General features: G+C 69.6%; 20 protein-coding genes and 1 pseudogene. 15 read left to right on the top strand and 6 right to left on the bottom strand.

The genetic code is table 11. From position 1 onward, the window contains the following. Positions 1–618 (bottom strand): LacI family DNA-binding transcriptional regulator (locus ABD481_RS34455; RefSeq protein ID WP_344670024.1); only part of this gene is annotated, 618 nt, incomplete at its 3' end. A gap of 388 nt (positions 619–1006) precedes the next feature. On the opposite strand from ABD481_RS34455, the gene ABD481_RS34450 reads away from it, so the two are divergent. The 4 genes from ABD481_RS34450 to ABD481_RS34435 all read left to right on the top strand — a co-directional run bounded on the left by ABD481_RS34450 (position 1007) and on the right by ABD481_RS34435 (position 5979). Continuing rightward, positions 1007–2113 (top strand): N-acetylglucosamine kinase, encoded by a 1107-nt coding sequence (locus ABD481_RS34450; RefSeq protein ID WP_344670023.1) that lies wholly within the window; start codon positions 1007–1009, stop codon positions 2111–2113. A gap of 414 nt (positions 2114–2527) precedes the next feature. Continuing rightward, positions 2528–3973, top strand: a complete 1446-nt coding sequence (gene ngcE / locus ABD481_RS34445) for an N-acetylglucosamine/diacetylchitobiose ABC transporter substrate-binding protein (protein WP_344670022.1) — start codon at positions 2528–2530, stop codon at positions 3971–3973. A 109-nt stretch (positions 3974–4082) separates the two neighbouring features. After that, a complete protein-coding gene (locus tag ABD481_RS34440; protein ID WP_344670021.1) occupies positions 4083–5030 on the top strand; it encodes a carbohydrate ABC transporter permease in 948 nt (315 codons plus the stop codon). A gap of 19 nt (positions 5031–5049) precedes the next feature. Further along, a complete protein-coding gene (locus tag ABD481_RS34435) occupies positions 5050–5979 on the top strand; it encodes a carbohydrate ABC transporter permease (protein WP_344670020.1) in 930 nt (309 codons plus the stop codon). 131 nt (positions 5980–6110) lie between these two features. Here ABD481_RS34435 and ABD481_RS34430 read toward each other — a convergent pair whose 3' ends face one another. Both ABD481_RS34430 and ABD481_RS34425 read right to left on the bottom strand, forming a co-directional pair. Next, entirely contained in the window at positions 6111–7760 is a 1650-nt protein-coding gene (locus ABD481_RS34430; RefSeq protein WP_344670019.1) for a thiamine pyrophosphate-binding protein, read from the bottom strand. Then, the gene (locus ABD481_RS34425; protein ID WP_344670018.1) at positions 7757–8536 is read right to left on the bottom strand and encodes a cyclase family protein; all 780 of its coding nucleotides are present in this window, start codon (positions 8534–8536) and stop codon (positions 7757–7759) included. Before ABD481_RS34425 ends, ABD481_RS34430 begins: the two co-directional genes overlap by 4 nt. Positions 8537–8938: 402 nt before the next feature. On the opposite strand from ABD481_RS34425, the gene ABD481_RS34420 reads away from it, so the two are divergent. Genes ABD481_RS34420 through ABD481_RS34410 form a run of 3 tightly spaced genes read left to right on the top strand, consistent with a single transcriptional unit; the run spans position 8939 to position 11696 of the window. Then, positions 8939–9553: a hypothetical protein gene (locus ABD481_RS34420; protein ID WP_344670017.1), complete on the top strand. Its 615-nt coding sequence runs from the start codon at positions 8939–8941 to the stop codon at positions 9551–9553. Beyond that, a complete protein-coding gene (locus ABD481_RS34415) occupies positions 9550–10347 on the top strand; it encodes a CHAD domain-containing protein (protein ID WP_344670016.1) in 798 nt (265 codons plus the stop codon). The genes ABD481_RS34420 and ABD481_RS34415 overlap by 4 nt, the downstream gene beginning before the upstream one ends. Next, positions 10344–11696 (top strand): epoxide hydrolase family protein, encoded by a 1353-nt coding sequence (locus ABD481_RS34410; RefSeq protein ID WP_344670015.1) that lies wholly within the window; start codon positions 10344–10346, stop codon positions 11694–11696. The genes ABD481_RS34415 and ABD481_RS34410 overlap by 4 nt, the downstream gene beginning before the upstream one ends. A gap of 351 nt (positions 11697–12047) precedes the next feature. Here the strand turns inward: ABD481_RS34410 and ABD481_RS34405 are convergent. Further along, positions 12048–12668 (bottom strand): annotated as a pseudogene (locus ABD481_RS34405) (caspase family protein); the annotation flags it as partial. 342 nt (positions 12669–13010) lie between these two features. Here ABD481_RS34405 and ABD481_RS34400 point away from each other — a divergent pair. From ABD481_RS34400 to ABD481_RS34380, 5 genes are all read left to right on the top strand, one after another. Further along, the gene (locus tag ABD481_RS34400) at positions 13011–13463 is read left to right on the top strand and encodes a flavodoxin family protein (RefSeq protein WP_344670014.1); all 453 of its coding nucleotides are present in this window, start codon (positions 13011–13013) and stop codon (positions 13461–13463) included. Positions 13464–13631: 168 nt separating this feature from the next. After that, complete coding sequence (locus ABD481_RS34395; protein ID WP_344670013.1) at positions 13632–13865, top strand: hypothetical protein; 234 nt, start codon at positions 13632–13634, stop codon at positions 13863–13865. Further along, positions 13843–14373, top strand: coding sequence for a DUF6879 family protein (locus tag ABD481_RS34390; RefSeq protein ID WP_344670012.1), 531 nt, complete (start codon positions 13843–13845; stop codon positions 14371–14373). Before ABD481_RS34395 ends, ABD481_RS34390 begins: the two co-directional genes overlap by 23 nt. A 7-nt stretch (positions 14374–14380) precedes the next feature. Beyond that, positions 14381–15235, top strand: a complete 855-nt coding sequence (locus ABD481_RS34385) for a helix-turn-helix domain-containing protein (protein WP_344670011.1) — start codon at positions 14381–14383, stop codon at positions 15233–15235. 91 nt (positions 15236–15326) lie between these two features. Continuing rightward, positions 15327–15536 carry a hypothetical protein gene (locus ABD481_RS34380; RefSeq protein ID WP_344670010.1) on the top strand — a complete coding sequence of 70 codons (210 nt, stop codon included), beginning with the start codon at positions 15327–15329 and terminating at the stop codon, positions 15534–15536. 59 nt (positions 15537–15595) lie between these two features. Here ABD481_RS34380 and ABD481_RS34375 read toward each other — a convergent pair whose 3' ends face one another. Both ABD481_RS34375 and ABD481_RS34370 read right to left on the bottom strand, forming a co-directional pair. Continuing rightward, positions 15596–15745 carry a hypothetical protein gene (locus ABD481_RS34375; protein WP_344670009.1) on the bottom strand — a complete coding sequence of 50 codons (150 nt, stop codon included), beginning with the start codon at positions 15743–15745 and terminating at the stop codon, positions 15596–15598. A gap of 52 nt (positions 15746–15797) precedes the next feature. Beyond that, complete coding sequence (locus ABD481_RS34370) at positions 15798–17435, bottom strand: MFS transporter (protein WP_344670008.1); 1638 nt, start codon at positions 17433–17435, stop codon at positions 15798–15800. Between the two features lie 144 nt (positions 17436–17579). On the opposite strand from ABD481_RS34370, the gene ABD481_RS34365 reads away from it, so the two are divergent. From ABD481_RS34365 to ABD481_RS34355, 3 genes are all read left to right on the top strand, one after another. Next, entirely contained in the window at positions 17580–18479 is a 900-nt protein-coding gene (locus tag ABD481_RS34365) for an RNA polymerase sigma-70 factor (RefSeq protein ID WP_344670007.1), read from the top strand. 30 nt (positions 18480–18509) lie between these two features. After that, positions 18510–18965, top strand: a complete 456-nt coding sequence (locus tag ABD481_RS34360) for a 2,4'-dihydroxyacetophenone dioxygenase family protein (protein ID WP_344670006.1) — start codon at positions 18510–18512, stop codon at positions 18963–18965. 67 nt (positions 18966–19032) lie between these two features. After that, positions 19033–20505 carry a cytochrome P450 gene (locus ABD481_RS34355; protein WP_344670005.1) on the top strand — a complete coding sequence of 491 codons (1473 nt, stop codon included), beginning with the start codon at positions 19033–19035 and terminating at the stop codon, positions 20503–20505. Positions 20506–20556 lie beyond the last annotated feature (51 nt).

Below are 20556 nucleotides of genomic sequence, written 5' to 3'. Positions count from 1 at the left end.
CTTCACCCCCCTCCGAGCCCCCACCAACCGATCCCGAAACTCCGCCACCCCCAAACTCCCCCCCACAAACCCCACCCGCCGATGCCCCAACCCCACCAAATGCGCCACCGCCATCTCCCCACCCGCCACGTCATCCACCAACACCCGACAACTCACCCGCCCCGCCACCTCCCGATCCACCACCACATAAGGAATCCGGCTCCGCCCGAACTCCGCCAACGTCCCCCCGCTCACATCCACCGGCGTCACCATCACCCCCCGCACCCGCTGCTGCGCCAACAACGCCAACTGCCCCGCCTCCGCCACCGCGCTCCCGGCGCTGTCCACGACCACCACCCCCAACTGCGCCTCCCGCGCCGCCTCCTCGGCCCCCCTCAACACCTCCACGTAGAACGGATTCGCCAGGTCCAGCGCCAGCAGCGCCAGCACCTGGCTGCGCCCGACCCGCAGCAGCCTCGCGTTCTCGCTGCGCACGAAACCCAGCTCGGCGATCGCCGCCTGGACCCGGGCCCGGGTGCCGGGGGCGACCACGTCCGGGCGGTTCAGGACGTTCGACACCGTGCCGATCGACACGCCCGCCAGTTCGGCGACGTCCCGCATGCCCGCGTTCTTCGTCACCCATGCCCCTTTTTCCCGGATCCGCCCCCGGTGCTGTGCCGAGGAGGCTAGACGGCATTTCTCGCCGGAGTCAATATCCTGTTTCCGCCGTGGAAACCGGGCGGTCTAGACCGCCTGGACTTCTTGTGGCAGAGTCGGTTCCAGGCGGCCACAGGTCTAGACAGGTTCTGGGCGGGCTGCCCGGGGGCGCCTGTCCATTGGAACGTTTCAAGGACCGGCGGCGCTTTTTCCTGCGCCCCTTTCCCACCGCTCCCCGACCTTTACAAGGCTGCAACCTTTCAACTTCCCGTCGAGGTATTGACGTCGCATTATCCGGGTTCTAAGTTCCACGCAACTGGAATTGAAACGTTCCACCCGGAATCCGGAACCGGAAGGCGACGCACCGACCATGGACGCACCGACCGACCAGGCGCCGGCCCTGGTGCTGGGACTCGACGTCGGCGGCACGTCGACGCGGGCGCTGGTGGCCACGGCCGACGGCGTGCGGGTCGGCGCCGGACGCGCGGCCGGCGGCAACCCGACCGGCCTGGGGCCGGCCCGGGCCGCCGCGGCGCAGGCCGACGCGGTCGGTCAGGCGCTGTCCGGGCTGGATCCGGCCGCGGTGCGGTACGTCGTGCTCGGCCTGGCCGGCGGCGCGGCGCTGCCCAGCGGCGAGGACATGCCCGCCGGGGAGGCGTTCGCCCGGGTCTGGGAACGGGCCGGCCTGTCCTGTCCGGTGGAGTACCAGGGCGACGCGCTGATCGCCTTCGTCGCCGGCACCGACCGGCCCGAGGGCTCGCTGCTGCTGTCCGGCACCGGCGCGGTGGCGATCGCGGTCAAGGACCGGGCCATGGCGGCCCGCTCGGACGGCCACGGCTGGCTGCTCGGCGACCGCGGCTCCGGATTCTGGCTCGGCCGGCAGGCGGTGGTCGCGGCCATGGCGGAACTGGACGGCGAGGGGCCGCCGACCGTGCTCACCGGGCTCGTGATCGAATCGTTGTCATTGGGCGGCGCGGTGCCGGGTACCGAATCAGCGTCCGTATTCCCAGAGGGTGCCGCACCCGTTCCCGCCTCCCCCGCCTCCTCCGCCTCCGCCTCCCCCGCCGGCCCGATAGCCGCCCCGATAGCCGCCCGCGACCTCGTCACCGCGGTCATGTCCCAGCCCCCGCCGAACCTGGCCCGCCTGGCTCCGCTGCTGGCCACCGCCTGCGCGGCCGGCGACCGGGTCGCCGAGGGCATCGCCGACCGCGCCGCGGCGTACCTGGCCGCGACCCTGTCCGCGGTGCGCGGCCCTGCCGCCGCCACCCCGATCGTCCTGGCCGGAAGCATCCTCACCAACCCGACCCCGGTCGCCGCGCGGGTGCGCACGGCGCTGGCCGAGCGCTGGCCGGACGCCGTCGTGACGCCGGCGCTGGATGGTGCCGCGGCCGCGGTGTGGCTGGCGCTGGACCGGTTCGGACGGCCGCCGAGCCCGGCGGTCCGTGAGCGATTGTTTTCGGTATCTACCGCGAGCTGACAAAATCTGAGACCCTACCGAGCAACTCGAGCACACAAGAGCATCACTCACGCACCACCGCACACCGCACACCGCTCCACACCGCACACCGCACACCGCTCCACACCACCGCACCGCCGCACCGCCGCACCACACCGCACATCGCTCACCTCTCCGCACCACAAGCACAGCACCGCACCACACCGCAAGAAATCGCACCTCTCCGCACCACCGCACCACACCGCACATCACTCACCACCCCGCACCACCAGCACGGCACCGCACCACCCCCGCACCGCCGAGCACTCGCATCACCTGAACTCACCGCACGAGCGCACCTCCCTCACAGCCGGAACCCCCGGCGCCCGCACCTCGTCGATCAGGAGAACCTCAGTGTCCGAACACGGTTTGCCCGCCGACGTCTCCCGTCGGCAGATGTTGATACGCTCGGCCGCCATCGCGGCCGTCGCCGCCCCCGGCTCGGCCCTGGCCGCCGGCTGCGCGGCCGGCAGCGGCAGCACCCCCAAGACCAACCCGACCACGGCCGGCAGCACCGGCGGCTCCGCCGCCACCTCGGCGAGCAGCGGTGCCGCCGACGCCAAGAACCCGTTCGGGGTCAAGGACTCCGACCCGCTGGACGTCTACGTCTTCAAGGGCGGCTACGGCGACGACTACGCCAAGGCCTTCGAGGACATGTACAAGTCGCAGCACTCCGGCTCGACGGTCACGCACAAGGGTTCCCAGGACGTCACCGGCGACCTGCAGCCCCGGTTCAACGCCGGCAACCCGCCGGACGTGATCGACGACTCCGGCGCCAAGCAGCTCAAGCTCGACGTGCTGAACAAGAGCGGCCAGCTGACCAACCTGGACAAGCTGCTCGACGCCCCCTCGATCGACGACCCGAGCAAGAAGGTGCGTGACACCCTGCTCCCCGGCACCGTCGAGATCGGCCTGCTCGGCTCCAGCATGTTCTCGCTGAACTACGCGTTCACCGTCTGGGGCCTGTGGTACTCCTCCACGCTGTTCACCAAGAACGGCTGGACGATCCCGAAGACCTGGGACGACTTCATGACCCTGTGCGCCACGATCAAGGGCACCGGCATGGCCCCGTTCTGCCACCAGGGCAAGTACCCGTACTACATGATGGTGCCGCTGATGGACCTGGTCGCCAAGAACGGCGGCCCGGACGTGATGACGGCCATCGACAACCTGGAGCCGAACGCCTGGAAGTCCGACGCGGTCAAGAACTCCGTCGACGCCATCTACATGCTGGTGGACAAGGGCTACATGCTCCCCGGCACCGAGGGCCTGACCCACATCCAGTCCCAGACCCAGTGGAACCAGGGCAAGGCCGCGATCATCCCCTGCGGCTCGTGGCTGGAGAACGAGCAGCTGGCCGCCACCCCGGCGGACTTCGGCATGGCGGTGTTCGCGATGCCCTCGCTGACCGGCGACAAGATGCCGCAGACCGCCATCCGGGCCGGCGCCGGCGAGCCGTTCATCGTCCCGGCCAAGGCCAAGAACCAGGCCGGCGGTCTGGAGTTCCTGCGCATCATGTGTTCCAAGGCCGGCGGCGCCTCCTTCGCACAGAAGGCGAACTCGCTGTCGGTGGTCAAGGACGCCATCACCCCGGAGATCTCCGCGGCCCTCAAGCCCGGCACCAAGTCCAGCAACGACCTGTACACCGGGGCCGGCGGCCAGATCATCAACTGGTACTACATCAACTGGTACTCGCAGTTCGAGACCGACCTCGAAGACGCCATGAGCCAGCTGATGGCCAACAAGATCAAGCCGGACGAGTTCATCACGCGCGCGCAGAAGGCCGCGGACAAGTGCGCGGCCGACTCCTCGGTCCAGAAGTTCAAGCGGCCGACCACCTGACGGTCCCTCCGCGAGCGCCGCGGACGGATCGGCCGGGCCTCCCCGGCCGGTCCGTCCGCGCGCCGCGCCCCCCGACCCCGAACCCCTCCACAGCCCGGGAGCACGCGCCATGCGGCTGCGCAAGAAGACCAGAGAACGGCTGTTCATCGCCTCGTTCCTCGCGGGGCCGCTCGCGGTCTACATCGTCTTCGTCATCTGGCCCTACATCGAGACCTTCGGCTACTCGCTGACCGACTGGAGCGGCGTCGCGCCGCCGAGCAAGGTCGTGGGCCTGGACAACTACGTCCACCTGTACCACGACTCGGCGTTCCTGCACGCCCTGTGGCACAACATCTTCCTGCTGATCTTCTTCCCGACGATCACGATCATCCTGGCGATGTTCTTCGCCTTCATGCTGAACGTCGGCGGGCAGCGCGGCGGCGTGGGCGGGGTGAAGGGCGTCCGCGGCTCGGCCGTGTACCGGGTGGTGTTCTTCTTCCCGCAGGTGCTGTCGGTCGCGATCCTGGTGATCCTGTTCCAGGCGCTGTTCGAGACCAACAACGCCGGCTTCTTCAACGGCATCCTGATCAAGCTGCACATCACCGACGACCAGCACCCGTGGGAGTTCCTGAACTCCACCACGTTCGTGATGTGGTGCATCCTGTTCGTCCTGGTCTGGCAGTGGGTCGGGTTCTACCTGGTGCTGTTCTCCGCGGCCATGCAGCAGATCCCGCGGGACTACTACGAGGCGGCGCTGCTGGACGGCGCCGGACGGATCCAGACCTACTTCAAGGTCACGATGCCGCTGCTGTGGGACTCGGTGCAGACCGCCTGGGTATATCTGGCGGTGGCCGCGATGGACGCCTTCGCACTCGTCGCGAACCTGACGCCGGGCTCCAACTTCGGCGGCGGCCCGGACGGGCACGGCGAGGTGCTGGCGACCTACCTGATGCGCAACTTCCAGACCAAGGGCGAGGCCGGGTACGCGTGTGCGATGGGCGTCGTCATCTTCTTCATCACCCTGATCCTCTCGCTCGTCGTCCTGCGCCTGACGCGCCGCGAGCGCCTCGAGTACTGAGCGCCAAGGAGAAGACGACATGGCAGCGGATATGACGCAGACGTCGCCCGAGGCCGAGGCGGCCCCGGGCCGGAGCCGGCCGGCCGGCGGCGACCGCTCCCGGCGGTTCGCCGAGTCCGGGGCGACCCTGAACGTGTTCGGCACCGGCTTCCTCATCCTGTGGGGGCTGCTGGTCCTGGTCCCGGTGTTGTGGGTGGTCCTCGGCGCCTTCAAGGACACCGGGGAGCTGAACGGCAGCGCGTGGTCCTGGCCGCACGAGTGGTCCATCGACTCCTTCCGGCGGGCCTGGTCCACCGGGATCAGCACCTATCTGAAGGACACCGTGATCGTGATGGTGTTCTCGGTGTCGCTGACGATGCTGTTCGGCGGGATGGCGGCCTACGTGCTGTCCCGGTTCCAGTTCCGAGGCAACCGGTTCATCTACTACCTGTTCGTCAGCGGGGTCATGCTGCCGGTGTATCTGGCGCTGGTGCCGCTGTTCTTCCAGGTGAGCAAGCTGCACATGCTCAACACGTACCAGGGCCTGGTGCTGGTGTACGTGGCGTTCTCGATGCCGTTCACGGTGTTCTTCCTGCACGCGTTCTTCCGGACGCTGCCGTCGGCGGTCTACGAGGCGGCGCTCATCGACGGCGCCTCGCACACCCGGGCGTTCTTCCAGGTGATGCTGCCGATGGCGAAGCCGGGCCTGATCAGCGTGGGCATCTTCAACATCCTCGGGCAGTGGAACCAGTACCTGCTGCCGGTGGTGCTGATGCAGTCGCAGCACGGCGAGGACGCGCACCAGATGCTGTCGCAGGGCCTGGTGACGCTGATGGTGAACCAGGGGTACAGCGGCGACTATCCGGCGCTGTTCGCCGGGATGACGATCGCGATGATCCCGGTGCTGGTGGTGTATCTGTCGTTCCAGCGGCAGGTGCAGGCCGGTCTGACGGCGGGCACGCTGAAGTAGGACTGCTCCTCAGCTCCACCGCTCCACCGCATCGCAGCTCCAAAGCTCCATCGCATCGCGGCTTCGGAGCTTCGCAGCTCCAGAGCTCAGCTCCACCGCTCCACAGCTCCACAGCTCTGCACCACCGCGCCTCAGTGGCCGCGGAACGCCTCCTCCAACCACCAGGAGGCCTGTTCCGCGGCCACTTTCGCGTCCAGCAACAGCGGCCGGTCGCGCGGTCCGGCCAGCCAGTCCACCAGGGCGTCGAGGTCCTCCGGAGTGCGCACGGTCGCGGCCTGGCAACCGTAGCCGCGGGCGATCGCGGCCAGGTCGGTGTCGGGAAAGGTGACAGTGCCCAGATCGTGGCCGTGCGGCCCGAAATGATGCACCTCGGCGCCGTAGCCGGCGTCGTTGTAGACCACGATGACCAGGCCGAGCCGTTCCCGCACCGCCGTCTCCAACTCGGCGGCGGACATCAGCGCGCCGCCGTCGCCAAGCGCGGCCACGGTGAGCCGGTCCGGCCGGGCCACCGCGGCGCCGATCGCGGTGGCCAGCCCCAGCCCGATGGACTGGTAGGCCTGGGTGAAGACCAGCGCCTCGACGTCCGGCAGGTCCAGGAACATCACGGGATAGCCCATGAAGTTGCCGGAGTCGACGGCCACCGTCCGCTCCATCGGAAGCAGGGTATTGAGTTCCCGGGACAGCGCGCGCGGGTCGATGCGCTCGGCGGTCGACAGATCCTCGAACGGCAGACGCGGCCAGCTGCCCTCGTCGGCGATCCGCTCGGCGACGGCGGCGGTCCGGTAGCCGGTCTTGGCCGGCACCCGGTCGGCGACCAGGCGCGCGGTGACGCCGGCGTCGCCGAGCACGCCGAGCCCGACCCGGCGGTGCCGGCCCAGCGCCTCGGCCTCGGTGTCGACCTGCACCACCTCGGCGTCCGGGCCGATCAGCGCGCCGTGCCGCAGCGTCCACATGTTCAGCGCGCAGCCCCAGCCGACGACCAGGTCCGCGGCCCGGATCAGCTCGGCGGCCAGCGGGGTCGCGAAGCCGCCGCTGACGTCCAGGTCGTAGCGGTCGCCGAGGAACAGCCCGCGGGCGGCGGCCGAGGTGGCCAGCAGCGCACCGCTGCGCGCGGCCAGCTCCCGCAGCGGACCGTCGGCGTCGGCCAGCACCGCGCCGCGCCCGGCGATGAAAACCGGGCGCTCGGCGGCCTCCAGATAAGCGGTGAGCGCAGCGACGTCCGCCTCGCGCGGATGCACGACGCTGTGCCCGGTGATCAACCCGAAGCCGTGCGCCGCCTGGATCGTCTCCTGCTGCACGTCCAGCGGCAGATTGAGCAGCACGGTGCGGCGCTCGGCGCGCGCGGTGGCCACCGCCGCCAGGGTGTCGGCGCGCGCCGTCTTGGCGCTGTTGACGCGACGCGGCACGGCGCCGACGGCGCGGGCCAGGGCGTTCTGGTCGACCCAGAAGTTCGACAGCCGCGAGCTGGCCTCGGCGGCCAGTACGATCAGCGGGGTGCGGCTCTTGGCGGCCTCGGCGATGCCGGTCATGGCGTTGGTCAGGCCCGGGCCCTGGTGCACCGAGAGCACGCCGAGCTTGCCGCTGGCCCGGGCGTAGGCGTCGGCCATGGTGGCGGCGCCGCCCTCGTGCCGGGCCGCGACGAACCGGGCCCCGGCGGCGACCAGCGCGTTGGTGGCGTGGAAGTTGCCGCTGCCGACCACCCCGAACACCACCTCGGCGCCGGCTTCGCGCAGCGTCTGGCCCACTTCGGCGGCGACGACGGCGGGCCGCTCGATGCTCATCCCTCCCGCTCGACGAGCGCCAGCACCCGCGCCGGGCTGCCGGAGCCGCCGACGATCGGCAGCGGCGCGGCGATCAGCACCGCGCCGCGGGTCGGCAGCCGGTCGAGGTTGCGCAGCTGGGTGAGGCCGTATTTGCCGGCGCCGAGCAGGAAGGAGTGGCAGGGGAACGGCGGGTCGAAGCCGTGGGCGGCGCCGGCGTCGGTGCCGACGGTCTCCACGCCGACGCCGAGCAGCGGCGTCTCCTGCGCCAGCCAGCGCGCGCACTCGACGGAGATGCCGGGGCTGTGCGGCCCGGTCTCGTTCGCGTTCAGGAACGCGGCCTGGTCGCCGGAGCGGGCGTCCCAGCCGGTGCGGTAGAGCAGCCAGCCGCCGTCGGGCAGCGGGCCGTGCTCGGCCTCCCACTTGCGGACGTCGTCGATCTGGAGCAGGTGGTCCGGGTCGTCGGCGGCCCGGTCGGCGGCGTCGAGCACCACGGCGGGCCCGACCAGGCGGCGCGGGGCGACCTGGGAGACGTCCTCGCCGTCGCGGCCGGTGATCCAGTGCACCGGGGCGTCGAAGTGGGTGCCGACGTGCTCGCCGGTGACGATGTCGTTCCAGTACCAGGCCGGGCCGCGGTCGTCGTAGCGGCTGATCTCGCGCAGCTCGAACGGGACGGTGTTGGCGAAGGGGGCGGGCAGGTTCAGGATCGGCGTCTCGTGCGACAGCGGCGCGGTGAGGTCGACGACTTCGATCGTCCCGGCGGCTACCGCCTGGGCCAGCTGGTCCAGCAGCGTCATAGTTCGCACCGTACTGCGGGAGGAGGGAGGCGTCAGCCTCCCCATGGGGCGCGGCGGCTGGCGGATACTGGCTGTATGAGCACAAGGCGGACGATTCTCCTGGGCGGGGTGGGCGTGGTCGGTGGGGTGGTGGCGGCCGGGTGCGGGGGGTCGGGCCGCTCCGGGTCGTCGGGGACGGCTGGGACCTCGACCTCGGGCACGGTGGTCGATCCCGGCGGGCCGGTGTCGCCGGCGCCTACGCCGAGTCCCACGACTTCGGCCTCTGCGTCGCCTTCGCCGACGACCGCGCCTTCGGCTTCTACTTCGGCTTCTACGTCAGCCGCTACCTCCGCCTCTGCCTCTGCTTCCGCTGCAAAACTGTGGACACCGGGTCCGGGGGAACTGGAGCCGGACATCAAATCCGTGGCGGTCGAGCACGTCGCGGCCCAGGTCGGCCGCGCCGACCTCCAGGTCTTCGACGCGCAGTACGGCGGCCTGCTCGACACCTCGGCCAGCGTCCTGGTCGTCACCAGCGCCGGGACCTTCGACGTCCGGCTGGTACAGGCGTCGCCGCGCTGGCGCGTGACCGAGGTGCATCCCTCCACGCCGGGCGCTGCGGCGCCGTCGCTGACCACGGCCGCGACCGCGCTGCTCGCCGAGTCCCGCGTCACGCTCCCGCCGGCCGCGCAGGAGGACGTGCGCAGCGGGCAAGTTCATGACACTGTGCTCAATGTGCTGCTAGCCCTGGCGAAAGAGCATGATCTGACCGTGAGCGTGGTGCGCTCCGGCCATCCGATCGATGTCTTCGGCACCACCCGCCCGAGCGACCACCCCCGCGGCCGCGCCGTGGACGTCTGGCGGATCGACGGCCACGCGGTGGTCGATCCGGCCACTCCCCCCGCGCTGGTCGACAACCTGATGCGGCGCGCGGCAGCCTTGGGCTCGTACAACGTCGGCGGCCCCCGCCAGTTGTCCGGTTCGCAGTTCTTCAGCGACCGGACCCACCACGACCACGTCCACATGGGGTTCACCACATGAGCAGCAGCCTGATGACCGCGTTGCGGTCCCGTGCCGACACCCTTTCCGCGCTGGAGTCCGCGGTCCGCGCCGACGAGCCGGACGCCGTCCACCAGATGCGGGTGGCCGCGCGCACCCTGCGCGCCAACCTGCGCGCCTTCGCCGACGTGCTCCCGGACCCCGGCGACCTGACCGAGGAGCTGGCCTGGCTCGGCGACGCGCTGGGCCCGGCGCGCGACGCCGAGGTGATGGCCGAACTGGTGCTGGACCTGATCGAGCGGACCCCGGAGGACCTGGTCCTGGGCCCGGTGCGGACGCGGGTCCAGGAGGTGTTCGGCCTGGAGCACGAGGCGGCCCTGGCCCTGGTCGCCGAGGCCCTGGACTCCGACCGCTACCGCGAACTGCTCGCGTCCCTGGACGCCTACCTGGACGGCACGAAGCCGTCCCGGAAGCCGGACCTGAGCCGGCTGCACCGCAAGGTGCGGCGCCGGATGACGGCGGCACTGCCGATGCCGCACGGCCCGGAACGGGACGAGGCGATGCACGAGGCGCGCAAGGCGGCGCGGCGCGCACGCTACGCGGCCGAGGCGCTGGGGCATCCGTCGAAGCCGGTGAAGGTGTTGCAGGACGTGCTCGGCGAGGAACACGACCGCGTGGTCACCGCCACGGCGCTGACCGACCTGGCAGCCGGCGCGCACCAGGCCGGGGAGAACGCGTTCACCTACGGCGTGCTGCTCGGCCTGGTGCGCTGCGACTCGAAAAGCTTCGACAAGCAGGTGCGCAAAGCGTGGCGGACGGCGCGGAAGGAGCTGTGAGGCGAGGCTTGGTGCACGTCGAGCCGTTCACGCTCCACCCGTTCACGATCCACGTACCGGACGCGGTCCTGGCCGATCTCCGCGCCCGGATCCAGGGCACCCGCTGGCCCGACGAGGCCCCCGGGGAACCGTGGAGCCAGGGTGTTGATTCAGGCTACCTGCGGTCGCTGCTGGCCTACTGGGCCGACGGATTCGACTGGCGGGCCCAGGAACAGCGACTGAACAGCTACCAGCACCGGATCGCAGAGGTCGACGACGCGCGGATCCACTTCGTGCACCACCGCGCCGCGAACGGCAACGGTATTCCGCTGGTCCTGACGCACGGCTGGCCGAGCACGTTCGCGGAGCTGCTGGGCGTGGTGGACCGCCTGATCGAGGCGCACGACGACCGCTTCGACCTGGTGGTTCCGTCCCTACCGGGGTACGCGTTCTCGACCCGGCCGCCGCGCGTCGGCATCGACCGCCGGGAGGTGGCGCGACTCTGGCACCTGCTGATGTCAGGGCTCGGATACGAGCGCTACGGCGCCCACGGCGGCGACTTCGGAGCCGGCGTCGCGACGCACATGGCACTGCTGGAGCCGGAGCGAATGCTCGGGATCCACCTGAGCACACCGGAGATGTGGCCGTACACCGGCCCTGGCACACCGCCGCTGACGGACGCCGAGCAGGCGTATGTGGACCATATCGCGCGATGGGACGAGACGGAGCGCGGATACAGCGCGGTGCAATCGACGCGTCCGCAGACGCTGGGCTACGCGTTGAACGACTCCCCGGCCGGGCTCGCGGCGTGGATTCTGGACAAGTGGCGGTCGTGGTCGGACAGCCGGGGAGACCTCGACGCCACCTTCGGACGCGACGAGTTGTTGACGACGCTGACGCTGTATTGGGCGACGGGCTCGATCACATCGTCGATGCGCGACTACTACGACAACCGCTGGCACGGGGTGACGATGGGACCGGAGGACTTCGTGCGGGTGCCGACGGCGATGGCGGTGTTCACCGAGTCGCTGGTGTCGGAGGGGGAGCCGCCTCGGTCGTGGTACGAGCGGTTGTACGAGGTGCGGCGGTGGACGGTGTTTCCGCGCGGGGGGCATTTCGCGGCGGGTGAGGTGCCGGGGGTGGTGGCTGGGGATATTGCGGGGGTTTTAGTCCGATGGGGGTATCCGGTCGGTCGGCGGGCCGATAAATTTCCTAAGGCTCCGCCTGCGCTTGCCGTCGATGCTGGCTTCTTCAGCCTCGACAGCGGAAGTGCTCGGCTCCTCGTCGACGGAACGGGCAAGTCCCCGGCGCAGCGCGCGAGCACGAGCAGCGATTGGCTGCGTCTCCGCTTTTGCGGTGCGGACGAGTAGCTCTGCTTCTCGCGCAGACCTAAACCGCAGCGCCTCGGCGTCTTTCTCGGCCGCCACGACAAGGTGTTCAGCGATGGCGGCTGCCTTATCCCGAATCTGCGTTGCCTTCCGGTCCGCCTCGGCAAGGATGCGATCGGCCTCCTGCCTGGCCCTCTCGATCTCACGCTTGCTCTCAGCGGTCACTCGCGCAGCCCAAGCTTCGACCTCTGCCCGCCGCCGCTCGACTTCGTCCGTCAGGGCTGCTGCGATCCGGTCGGTGTGACTCTGCCAGGAACTGTTGCCGACCAGCACGGCCTGAGCGGCGTTCTCGGTGCCAAGGGAATGCGGACGTGGCAGCCCCTCGCTGGCCAGCGTCTTCCGCAGCCGGGTGAAGATCTGGTCCATCGTCAGGAGCTCGGGCTCGCTGCGGGCAGCGTGCAGCAGCTTGATGAGGCGCCCGGTGAACACGGTGTGCAGTTCGCCCGGGCGGACCAGCGACGGCTGATTCGGCGGCGCCGACGTCAAGGTGTACGTGCCGCTGATCTCCAGCTGCGCCAGCACCCCGGCCTCCTCGGCGCCCATCGCCATGGCGGCGCGCCCCGAGTAGCAGCAGTCGATGATGACGATCTTGCACCGGGCCGGGCTGTCCACACAGGTCTCGCGGATCCGGTCGTACGGAATGGCGGTGTAGCTCACCGAGTCGAGGTCGGTGTCGGGCATGGCCAGGTGCAACAGGCTGCGCGCGCCGTGGGTGACACCGTGGCCGGCGTAGTACACCAGCAACAGGTCGAGCGCCTCGTCGGCGGCCCGCGTAAGGACCCGCCCGACCTTGCCCTGGTCCCGCTCGTCCAGCAAAGTGGCGCAGTGCTCGGGCAGGAAGGACCCGTATTCGGGATCCGTCAGCTTCGCGTAGAGGTCGATGACACCGCGCCGGATGACGTCCTCGTGATCGACCAGGCGCGAATCCGCGAACTGCCCGTTGCCGATCAGCACGGCCCGGGACTTCTGCCGATCGAACGCCCTCACTCCGCGCCCTTCACAGTCGGCTCGCCCCCACCACAACAGCCGCCGTCGCGGCGCCTTCGAAGTCTGCGATACCCCGGTTCAGGCTACTGGACGCCGATGGGCCTTTGGCCGCGCGTCGGGGTGGCGCCGGGAAAACCCTCGTGGCGAAGCCGAGTAGCTTCCCCGTATCCCCTTCGCTCGTCACCCTGGGAGATCGCGCAGCGCAGCCGTTCCACGAGGCCATTCTCACCGTCACCGCACGTCCCCGGCCTGCGAATTTCGCCCAACCATATGGTGCGGCCCGGAAGAGTCCATGCCACGATCGAACTCGTGCCCCGCCTGCTGATCGTCCACCACACACCCTCACCAACGCTGCAAGCGATGTTCGAGGCCGTGCTGGCCGGAGCGACCAACGAGGAGATCGAGGGCGTCGACGTCCTACGGCGCCCCGCACTCGCCGCGACAGCAGTCGACGTACTGGCAGCCGACGGCGTGATCGTCGGGACACCGGCGAACATCGGCTACATGAGCGGCGCCCTCAAACACTTCTTCGACCAGGTCTACTACCCCTGCCTCGACGCCACGAAGAAACTGCCGTACGCCGCCTACGTCCACGGCAACAACGACACCGTCGGCGCGTTGAGGGCAATCGAGTCCATCGCCAACGGCATGGGGTGGGAGCGGGTGTCACAGCCGGTCACTGTCACCGGAGAACCGGCGAAGGCCGATCTTGAAGCCTGCTGGGAGCTGGGGGCCACGGTCGCGGCCGGGCTGATGGGCTGATGGGCTGATGGGCTGACATAGGTGGCCGATTGCCGCACGATGTGTACAGCCGCATTGCGCTGACCTGGGGAGATCGACCTGTGCAAGCTGGTAGAAGTTTCTGGCGCCCGTGACCTACTGAATGCAAGGCTGTGCCCACAGTGAGCAACATCAGGCGCGGAGGGCATCATGGCGCTGCGTCACATCGGCACCGACCCGAACTCGGAACAAGGGAACTGTCCCAACGTGTGGGTCGACGACGCGACAAAGGATTTCGTGTTCCAGGGTTGGAAACTGGACGGGGCCACTCGCGGAGAGTGCCTATCCGTCGGGAGCATCCTGGACCACGAGGACGTGATCCGCATCCCGGCCCGAATGGTTGACCTCATCAGGAAGGCGTGTGACGCGGTTGAAGGTTCCTGACTTCAATGAGCTGCTTCGCTCGGCCAAGGCTTCGGCGCTCCATCTGGAGATGCGCGATTCCTACGCGGTGGGCCGTGAAGTCGAGCAGATCGCCGCGTGGCGTGAGGCCGGCTATCGGCGTGAGATCGACCCGGAGTCCGACTATTGGAAGCCGTGGCTTGACCTCATTCGCGAGGTCACAAGCAAGGGAGTCGCTGTCCGACGGGCCCGGGTCTACTCCGAGCCGGCATCCGAGTACGTCCGTTTCGAACACTCTGGCACCCAGGCAGTCATTGACGCCGGGGAAGAGGTTCGCTGGCTGCCGCGCTCGAAGGCTTCGGCCCTGGCCCTCCCCGGAAACGACTTCTGGCTGATCGATGACAAGGCGGTCCGCTTCAACCTGTTCACAGGGGAAGGCGGCCTCGCTGATCCCCAGTACACCGAGGACAACGAAGTCATCTCCCTCTGTCGAACATCCTTCGAACGAGTGTGGAGGCTAGCCACGCCTCACGACCAGATCACGCTCTGATCCCTCCGTGGCCCGATCCCCTCTCTCCAGCGCCCAACGGGCTCGCGCTGTCGTTGCACAGCGACTCCGCGAGCTGATGGAGGACGCGGGGATCTCGGCCCGCGAAGCAGCGCGGCGCTGCGACTGGCACGAGTCGAAGTCCTCCCGGCTACTCAGCGGGACCACCCCGCCTTCCGAGTCGGACATCCGCCTGTGGTGTGCGGCGTGTGGTGCGGACTCCCAGACAGCTGACCTCATAGCCGCCAGCAAAGCGGCCGAGTCTTCGTACGCCTCATGGAGTCGAATCCAGCGCGAAGGACTGAGGCAGTCCCAGCGGCAGTACATCCCGCTCTACGAGCGGACGAAGGTCATCAGGGTCTACACCTCGACCGTCATCCCCGGCCTGCTCCAGACGCCCGACTACGCTGCGGCGTTGATGTCCGCCATAGTGGACTACCGGGGCATCGTGAACGACGTCGACGCCGCCGTCGCGGCCCGCGTCGAGCGCTCGAAGGTTGTCAACGACGGCCGCCACCGTTGTGTCTTCCTGATCGAGGAGTCCGTCCTCCGCAACCGCTTCGGCGACGTTGGCACGATGACCGCCCAACTCGGCTCGCTCCTGACAATCCTGGGGAAGCCGAACGTCGTCCTCGGCATCATCCCGTCGGGATCGCAACGGGATCAGGGCATGTGGACCGTCGAGACATTCATGATTTTCGATGAGGCAGAAGTTCAGGTCGAGCTCCTCGCAGCCTTCGTCACGGTCACAGTACCGAGCGAGATCCGGAGCTATGAGTCTGCGTTCAGCCGCTTCGGGAGCATGGCGGTGTACGGCCGCGACGCGACCAAGCTCATCACGGCAGCGATTGAGGCTCTTGGGTGAGGTTTGCAAGTCTGTAGAAGTTGTTTGGTTTGCGTATCAGCATCCTCCTACCGTCGTTTCTTGGTACATCCCGCGGACCAAAGGAGAAGGCGTGAACAAGAAGGCCGGAGAGCTGAAGTCCGGAACGTTCGTCCTCAAGCCCGGTTCGATGGCCGACTGGACGGAGTTGGACGACCCGGCCCTGGAACTCAGCCCGTCCGGCGCATGGGTCACGCTCTGCTACGTGGGCGGCTCGCGGTCCCGACCGATGCCCGTGGACACGCTGGTCGAGGTCCGCATCCCGATCCCGAGCACGTCATGACGGAGCGCGCCGCATTGGCCGCGGTGGACTTTGGCCGCGGTGGACTGAGGCACCCCGCGCTACCCCACCGCCTTCCCCAGATTCGCCAGCTCGATCTGCCGGCCGCCGATCAGTCGCTCGGTCCATTCCAGGTCGTGCATGCGGTCGACGGTCATCGTCACGTGGACGCCGTTGTCTGTGGGGGTCAGGGTCCCCTCCCCGACGAGCACAGTACACAGCCGCCCGGCCCCGACCCTGCCCGACCGAGACCAAGATCCGGCCTCAGCGCACCACCGCCAACCGAACCCCGGACTCCCCAGGATCCCCGGACTCCCCAGCCGAGCCTCCCGAACCACCCGCGCCTCCCGAGCCCGAACCTTCCCCCCGCACCGCCGCACCCAACGGCCCACCCCGCAACAACACCCCGCCAACAACCGCCCCCAACACAAAAATCCCACCGCACCACCAAAACACCGTCGTATATCCATGAATCGCACCAGCCTGAAGCAACGCCGCCGACGGCCTCCCCTGCGCCCGCCCCGCCACATAATGCGCGCTCGCCGTAGCCGCGATCGTGTTCAACAACGCCGTCCCGATCGACCCGCCGAGCTGCTGCCCCGTGTTGATGCTCGCCGACGCGACCCCGGCGTCGCGCGGCCCCACACCGAAGGTCCCTGTGGCGGCCACCATGCCGAAGATCAGGCCCATCCCGACGCCGGCCATCATCAGCGGCCCGAGCAGCGCCGCCGCGTAGCCGGACTGTCCGTCGATCCGCGTCAGCCACGCCATGGCCCCGGCGTTGACCAGCATCCCGGCGACGACCATCGGCCTCGGCCCGACCCGTGGCAGCAGCTTGATGTTGCCGACGTTCGCCATGACGCCGCTGCACGCCACCAGCGGCAGCATCGCCACCCCGGAGCGGAGCGCGGAGTACCCCAGCGTCACCTGCATGTAGTAGACCAGGAACAGGAAGACGCCGAACGTGGCGGCGCCGCTGATCAGTACCGTGAGATAGGCCCCGGCGCGGTTGCGGTCCAGCACCACCCGTGGCGGCAGCAGCGGATGCGCGGTCCGCGACTGCCAGAACGCGAACAGGGTCAGCAGCACGGCGCCGGCCGCGAGCAGGCCCCACGTCGAGGGCGTGCCCCAGCTGTGCGACGCGGCGTTGGCGAAGCCGTAGACCACGCAGAACATGCCGCCGGACACCATCAGCACGCCCGGCACATCCAGCCGTCCGCGCGGCGCCTTGTCCTGCCGGCCCACCAGCAGCGCACCGCCGACGACGGCCGCGCCGGCAAACAACACGTTGATGTACATGCACCACCGCCAGGACAACGACGACGTCAGCGCCCCGCCGACCAGCAGTCCGAGCCCGCCGCCGGCCGCCGCGACCGCGCCGTAGACGCCGAACGCCTTGGCTCGCTCCTTCGGGTCCTGGAACGTCGTGGTCAGCAGCGACAGCGCGGACGGCGCGAGCAGCGCGCCGAACACGCCCTGCGCGGCGCGCGCCGACACCAGCATCGTGAAGTTGACCGCGGCGCCGCCGACGGCCGAGGCCGCCGCGAAGCCGACGAGGCCGGTCAGGAACGTGGTCTTGCGGCCGACCAGGTCGGCCAGCCGGCCGCAGAACAGCAGCAGGCCGCCGAAGGACAGCGCATAGGCGGTCACCACCCACTGCCGGTCGGCGGCGTCGAACTTCAGGGAGCGCTGGGCGGAGGGCAGGGCGAGGTTCATGACGGTCAGGTCCAGGACCACCATCAGCTGGGCGATGCCGATGACCGCGAGGATCAGCCATCGGCGGGGGTCCGAGGGTGCGTCCGAGGCCGCAGGGGTAGCACGGGTAGCAGGGGTAGCAGGGGCGGCAGGGGTACCAGGGTCATGCCCCGCTACGGCATCGGCGTTCGGTGCTGCCACGATCATCTCCTTGAGCAAGAAACGGGGACCGGGGTGCGTCCCACCGGACACGAGACGCCACCGCCGAAGCGGCCGTGACAGGGCCGCGGATGTGACGTGGGCCACTGCCGGCGGGCGTCACAGCTCGGCGCGACCGGGCGTCTGATGCGTATGGCGAAACCAATTTCGGACCCGGCCACCGAGTTCTTCGTCGCGCATCGCAACCTGCTGTTCACGGTCGCCTACGAGATGCTCGGCTCGGCCACCGACGCCGAGGACGTGCTGCAGGAGTCCTGGCTGCGGTGGGTGCGCGTCGACCTGGAGACCGTCCGGGACCGGCGAGCCTTCCTGGTGCGGATCGTGACCCGCAAATCGCTGGACCGGTTGCGGGCGCTGGGCCGCCGCAAGGAGTCGTATGTCGGCCCGTGGCTGCCGGAGCCGCTGCTGACGGCGCCGGACGTGGCCGAGGACGTGGAGCTGGCCGACTCGGTGTCGACGGCCATGCTGCTGGTGATGGAGACGTTGGCGCCGACCGAGCGCGCGGTGTTCGTGCTGCGCGAGGTGTTCGGTCTGGAGTACGACGAGATCGCGGAGGCGGTCGAGAAGACGCCGGTCGCGGTCCGGCAGATCGCGCACCGCGCGCGGACGCACGTGGCGGCGCGCCGTCCGCGCGGCCGTGTCTCGGCGGCGCAGAACCGGGCCGTGCTCCACGCGTTCCAGGCCGCGTTGGAGACCGGCGACTTGCAGGGCCTGCTGGACATCATGGCGCCGGACGTCGTGACGTTGAGCGACGGCGGTGGGGTGAAGAACGCGTTGCTGCGTCCGCTGGTGGGCGCCGACAAGGTGGCGCGGTTGGTGAGCTCGCGGTGGTTCGCGCCGGGTACGGCGCGGACGGTGGAGCCGGTGCCAGTGAACGGCGGGTCGGGGCTGCTGATCCGGATCGACGGCGAGGTGGACAGCGTGATGACGTTCCGGCTCGACAACTGCGGGATCACCGGGCTCTACATCGTGCGGAATCCGCAGAAGCTGGGCTGGATAGGGAAGGAGAACCCGATCGGACGGGCCTTGTGAGTTGGCGCCGCCCGGCCTACGGTGCGCCGCGTGACGCTACTGCCGATGGTCGGGCACGTCCGCGAACAGGACCTGCCATGGGTATGGATCGACAAGGTCGGGCTCCAGGTGCTGCGGGTCAACGCCGACACCGGGGTGTGGGTGGTCCGCAACCGGTTCCTGCCGGGGGCGCGGGTGCAGCGGCATCGGCACACCGGGCCGGTGCACGGGTTCACGATCGCCGGGTGCTGGCGGTATGCCGAGTACGGCATCGACTACCCGGCCGGGACGTTCGTCTTCGAGCCCGCGAACTCGGTGCACACGCTCGTCGTGCCGGAGGCGAACAGCGAGGTCACGGACGTGGTGTTCGTGATGGAGGGGGCCAACCTGAACCTGGCGGAGGACGACTCGGTGGAGTCGGTCACCGACGGGAGCAGCACGTTGGCGGCGTATCGGAAGCTGTGCGAGGCGCAGGGGTTCGAGGCGCCGACCGGGGTGCTGGGATGAGGCGGACTGCTGGGATGGGGCGCCTGGCCGGGTTGAGGAGCCTGGCCGGGTCGAGGAGGCCTCCGCAGTGAGCAGCCAGGACGGCCCGGACCTCGCCGCCTACGCCGCCGCGCACGGCCTGCGACGCGTGGCCACCCACGCCGGCGTGGTCGCGGTGGCCGGCGACCCGGCGAGGTTCTGCTCCGGGCAGGGCGTGCTGGTCACCGACGTACCGTCGGCCGACGGCGTGCCGAAGACTTTGCTGCACTCCGATCCGCCGCGCCACACGCTCTATCGGCGGCTGGTGCAGCCGGGATTCGCGCCGCCGGTGGTACGAGCCTTGGAGCCGGCAATCCGGGACCGGATACGGACACTGCTGGACGACATCCCGCCGAACACCCCCTTCGACGTGGTCGAGCGTCTGGCCCTGCCGCTCCCGCTGGCGGTGATCGCCGAACTGCTGGGCGTCGGCGCCGACGCAGCGGACCTTGAACGCTTCGCGGCCTGGTCGGACGCCGCGGTCCCGGGCGCAACCGACCTGCCGGAAGACGAACGCAGGGCACTGATGGCCGAGTGCTTCGGCTACCTGGTCGCCATCGCGAGACGCCGACGCGAGCAGCCGGGCGCGACGACGGACGTCGTGACCCGCCTGGCGACCGCAACCCTCGACGGTGAGCAACTCTCCGACGCCGAGCTGGCGATGTTCCTGGTGCAACTACTGGTGGCCGGCAACGAAACGACCCGGCACGCCATCTCCGGCGGCCTACTGGCCTTCGCCGAGCACCCGGAGCAATGGCGACTGCTGCGCGCGGAACCGGCCCGAGTGCCGGCGGCGGTGGAGGAAGTGCTGCGCTGGACGGCACCGGTGCGACACTTTCTGCGCACGGCGGTCGGGCCCGACGCGGCGGCGGAGGGATGCCCGGTCGCTGATGGGGAGCGGGTGCTGTTGGATTATCGGGCTGCTGGGTTCGACGCCTCTGGCATGACCACAGCCACAGCCACAAACACGACCACTGCGACCGCCGCCAGCACCAGCACCAGCACCAGCACCAGCACCAGCACCAGCAAAGTTAGCTCTGCTAGTGACTCCAGCTCCAGCCCTGCCCCTGGTTCCGGTCCGGGCGCGGGCTCCGACTCCAGTTCCGACTCCAGTTCCGGCTCCGGCTCCGGCTCCGATGCGGGTCCGAGTCCGAGTACTGGTCCAGGGCCGGGCACTGGTCCGAGTCCGAGTCCGGGTCCGAGTACTGATCCGAGTGCTACTTCTAGTGCTGGTGCTGGGCCTGACTCCAAGGCGACCTCGCGCTCACCCAGCTTCAACCCCAACCCCGACCCCAACCCCGACCTCGCACTCTTCGACATCACCCGCGCCACCAACCCCCACCTCACCTTCGGCCACGGTCCGCACTTCTGCCTCGGCGCCCCGCTGGCTCGCCTGGAGCTCCGGCTCGTCATCGAGGAGGCGCTCGTGCGGTGGGGGCGGGTGGAGGTTGTGGGGGAGCCGGTGTGGAATGGGTCGGCGGTGGTGTTCGGGGTGCGGAGGTTGCTGCTCAGGGTCTGGTGAGTGGTTGGTGGCTTCGTGGTCTCATAGCCCGGGTGGGGGTGTCGGGGGATG

Source organism: Catenulispora yoronensis, from assembly GCF_039531695.1.
In the GTDB taxonomy this organism is placed as follows: domain Bacteria; phylum Actinomycetota; class Actinomycetes; order Streptomycetales; family Catenulisporaceae; genus Catenulispora; species Catenulispora yoronensis.
This window is presented reverse-complemented; position numbering and strand designations above follow the sequence as displayed.

Bases quoted from the DNA above. Each gene is read 5' to 3' on its own strand.
- ABD481_RS34450 (WP_344670023.1), top strand. From the start codon at position 1,007: ATGGACGCACCGACCGACCAGGCGCCGGCCCTGGTGCTGGGACTCGAC.
- ngcE (WP_344670022.1), top strand. From the start codon at position 2,528: ATGTTGATACGCTCGGCCGCCATCGCGGCCGTCGCCGCCCCCGGCTCG.
- ABD481_RS34440 (WP_344670021.1), top strand. From the start codon at position 4,083: ATGCGGCTGCGCAAGAAGACCAGAGAACGGCTGTTCATCGCCTCGTTC.
- ABD481_RS34435 (WP_344670020.1), top strand. From the start codon at position 5,050: ATGGCAGCGGATATGACGCAGACGTCGCCCGAGGCCGAGGCGGCCCCG.
- ABD481_RS34430 (WP_344670019.1), bottom strand. From the start codon at position 7,760: ATGAGCATCGAGCGGCCCGCCGTCGTCGCCGCCGAAGTGGGCCAGACG.
- ABD481_RS34425 (WP_344670018.1), bottom strand. From the start codon at position 8,536: ATGACGCTGCTGGACCAGCTGGCCCAGGCGGTAGCCGCCGGGACGATC.
- ABD481_RS34415 (WP_344670016.1), top strand. From the start codon at position 9,550: ATGAGCAGCAGCCTGATGACCGCGTTGCGGTCCCGTGCCGACACCCTT.
- ABD481_RS34395 (WP_344670013.1), top strand. From the start codon at position 13,632: ATGGCGCTGCGTCACATCGGCACCGACCCGAACTCGGAACAAGGGAAC.
- ABD481_RS34370 (WP_344670008.1), bottom strand. From the start codon at position 17,435: ATGATCGTGGCAGCACCGAACGCCGATGCCGTAGCGGGGCATGACCCT.
- ABD481_RS34365 (WP_344670007.1), top strand. From the start codon at position 17,580: ATGGCGAAACCAATTTCGGACCCGGCCACCGAGTTCTTCGTCGCGCAT.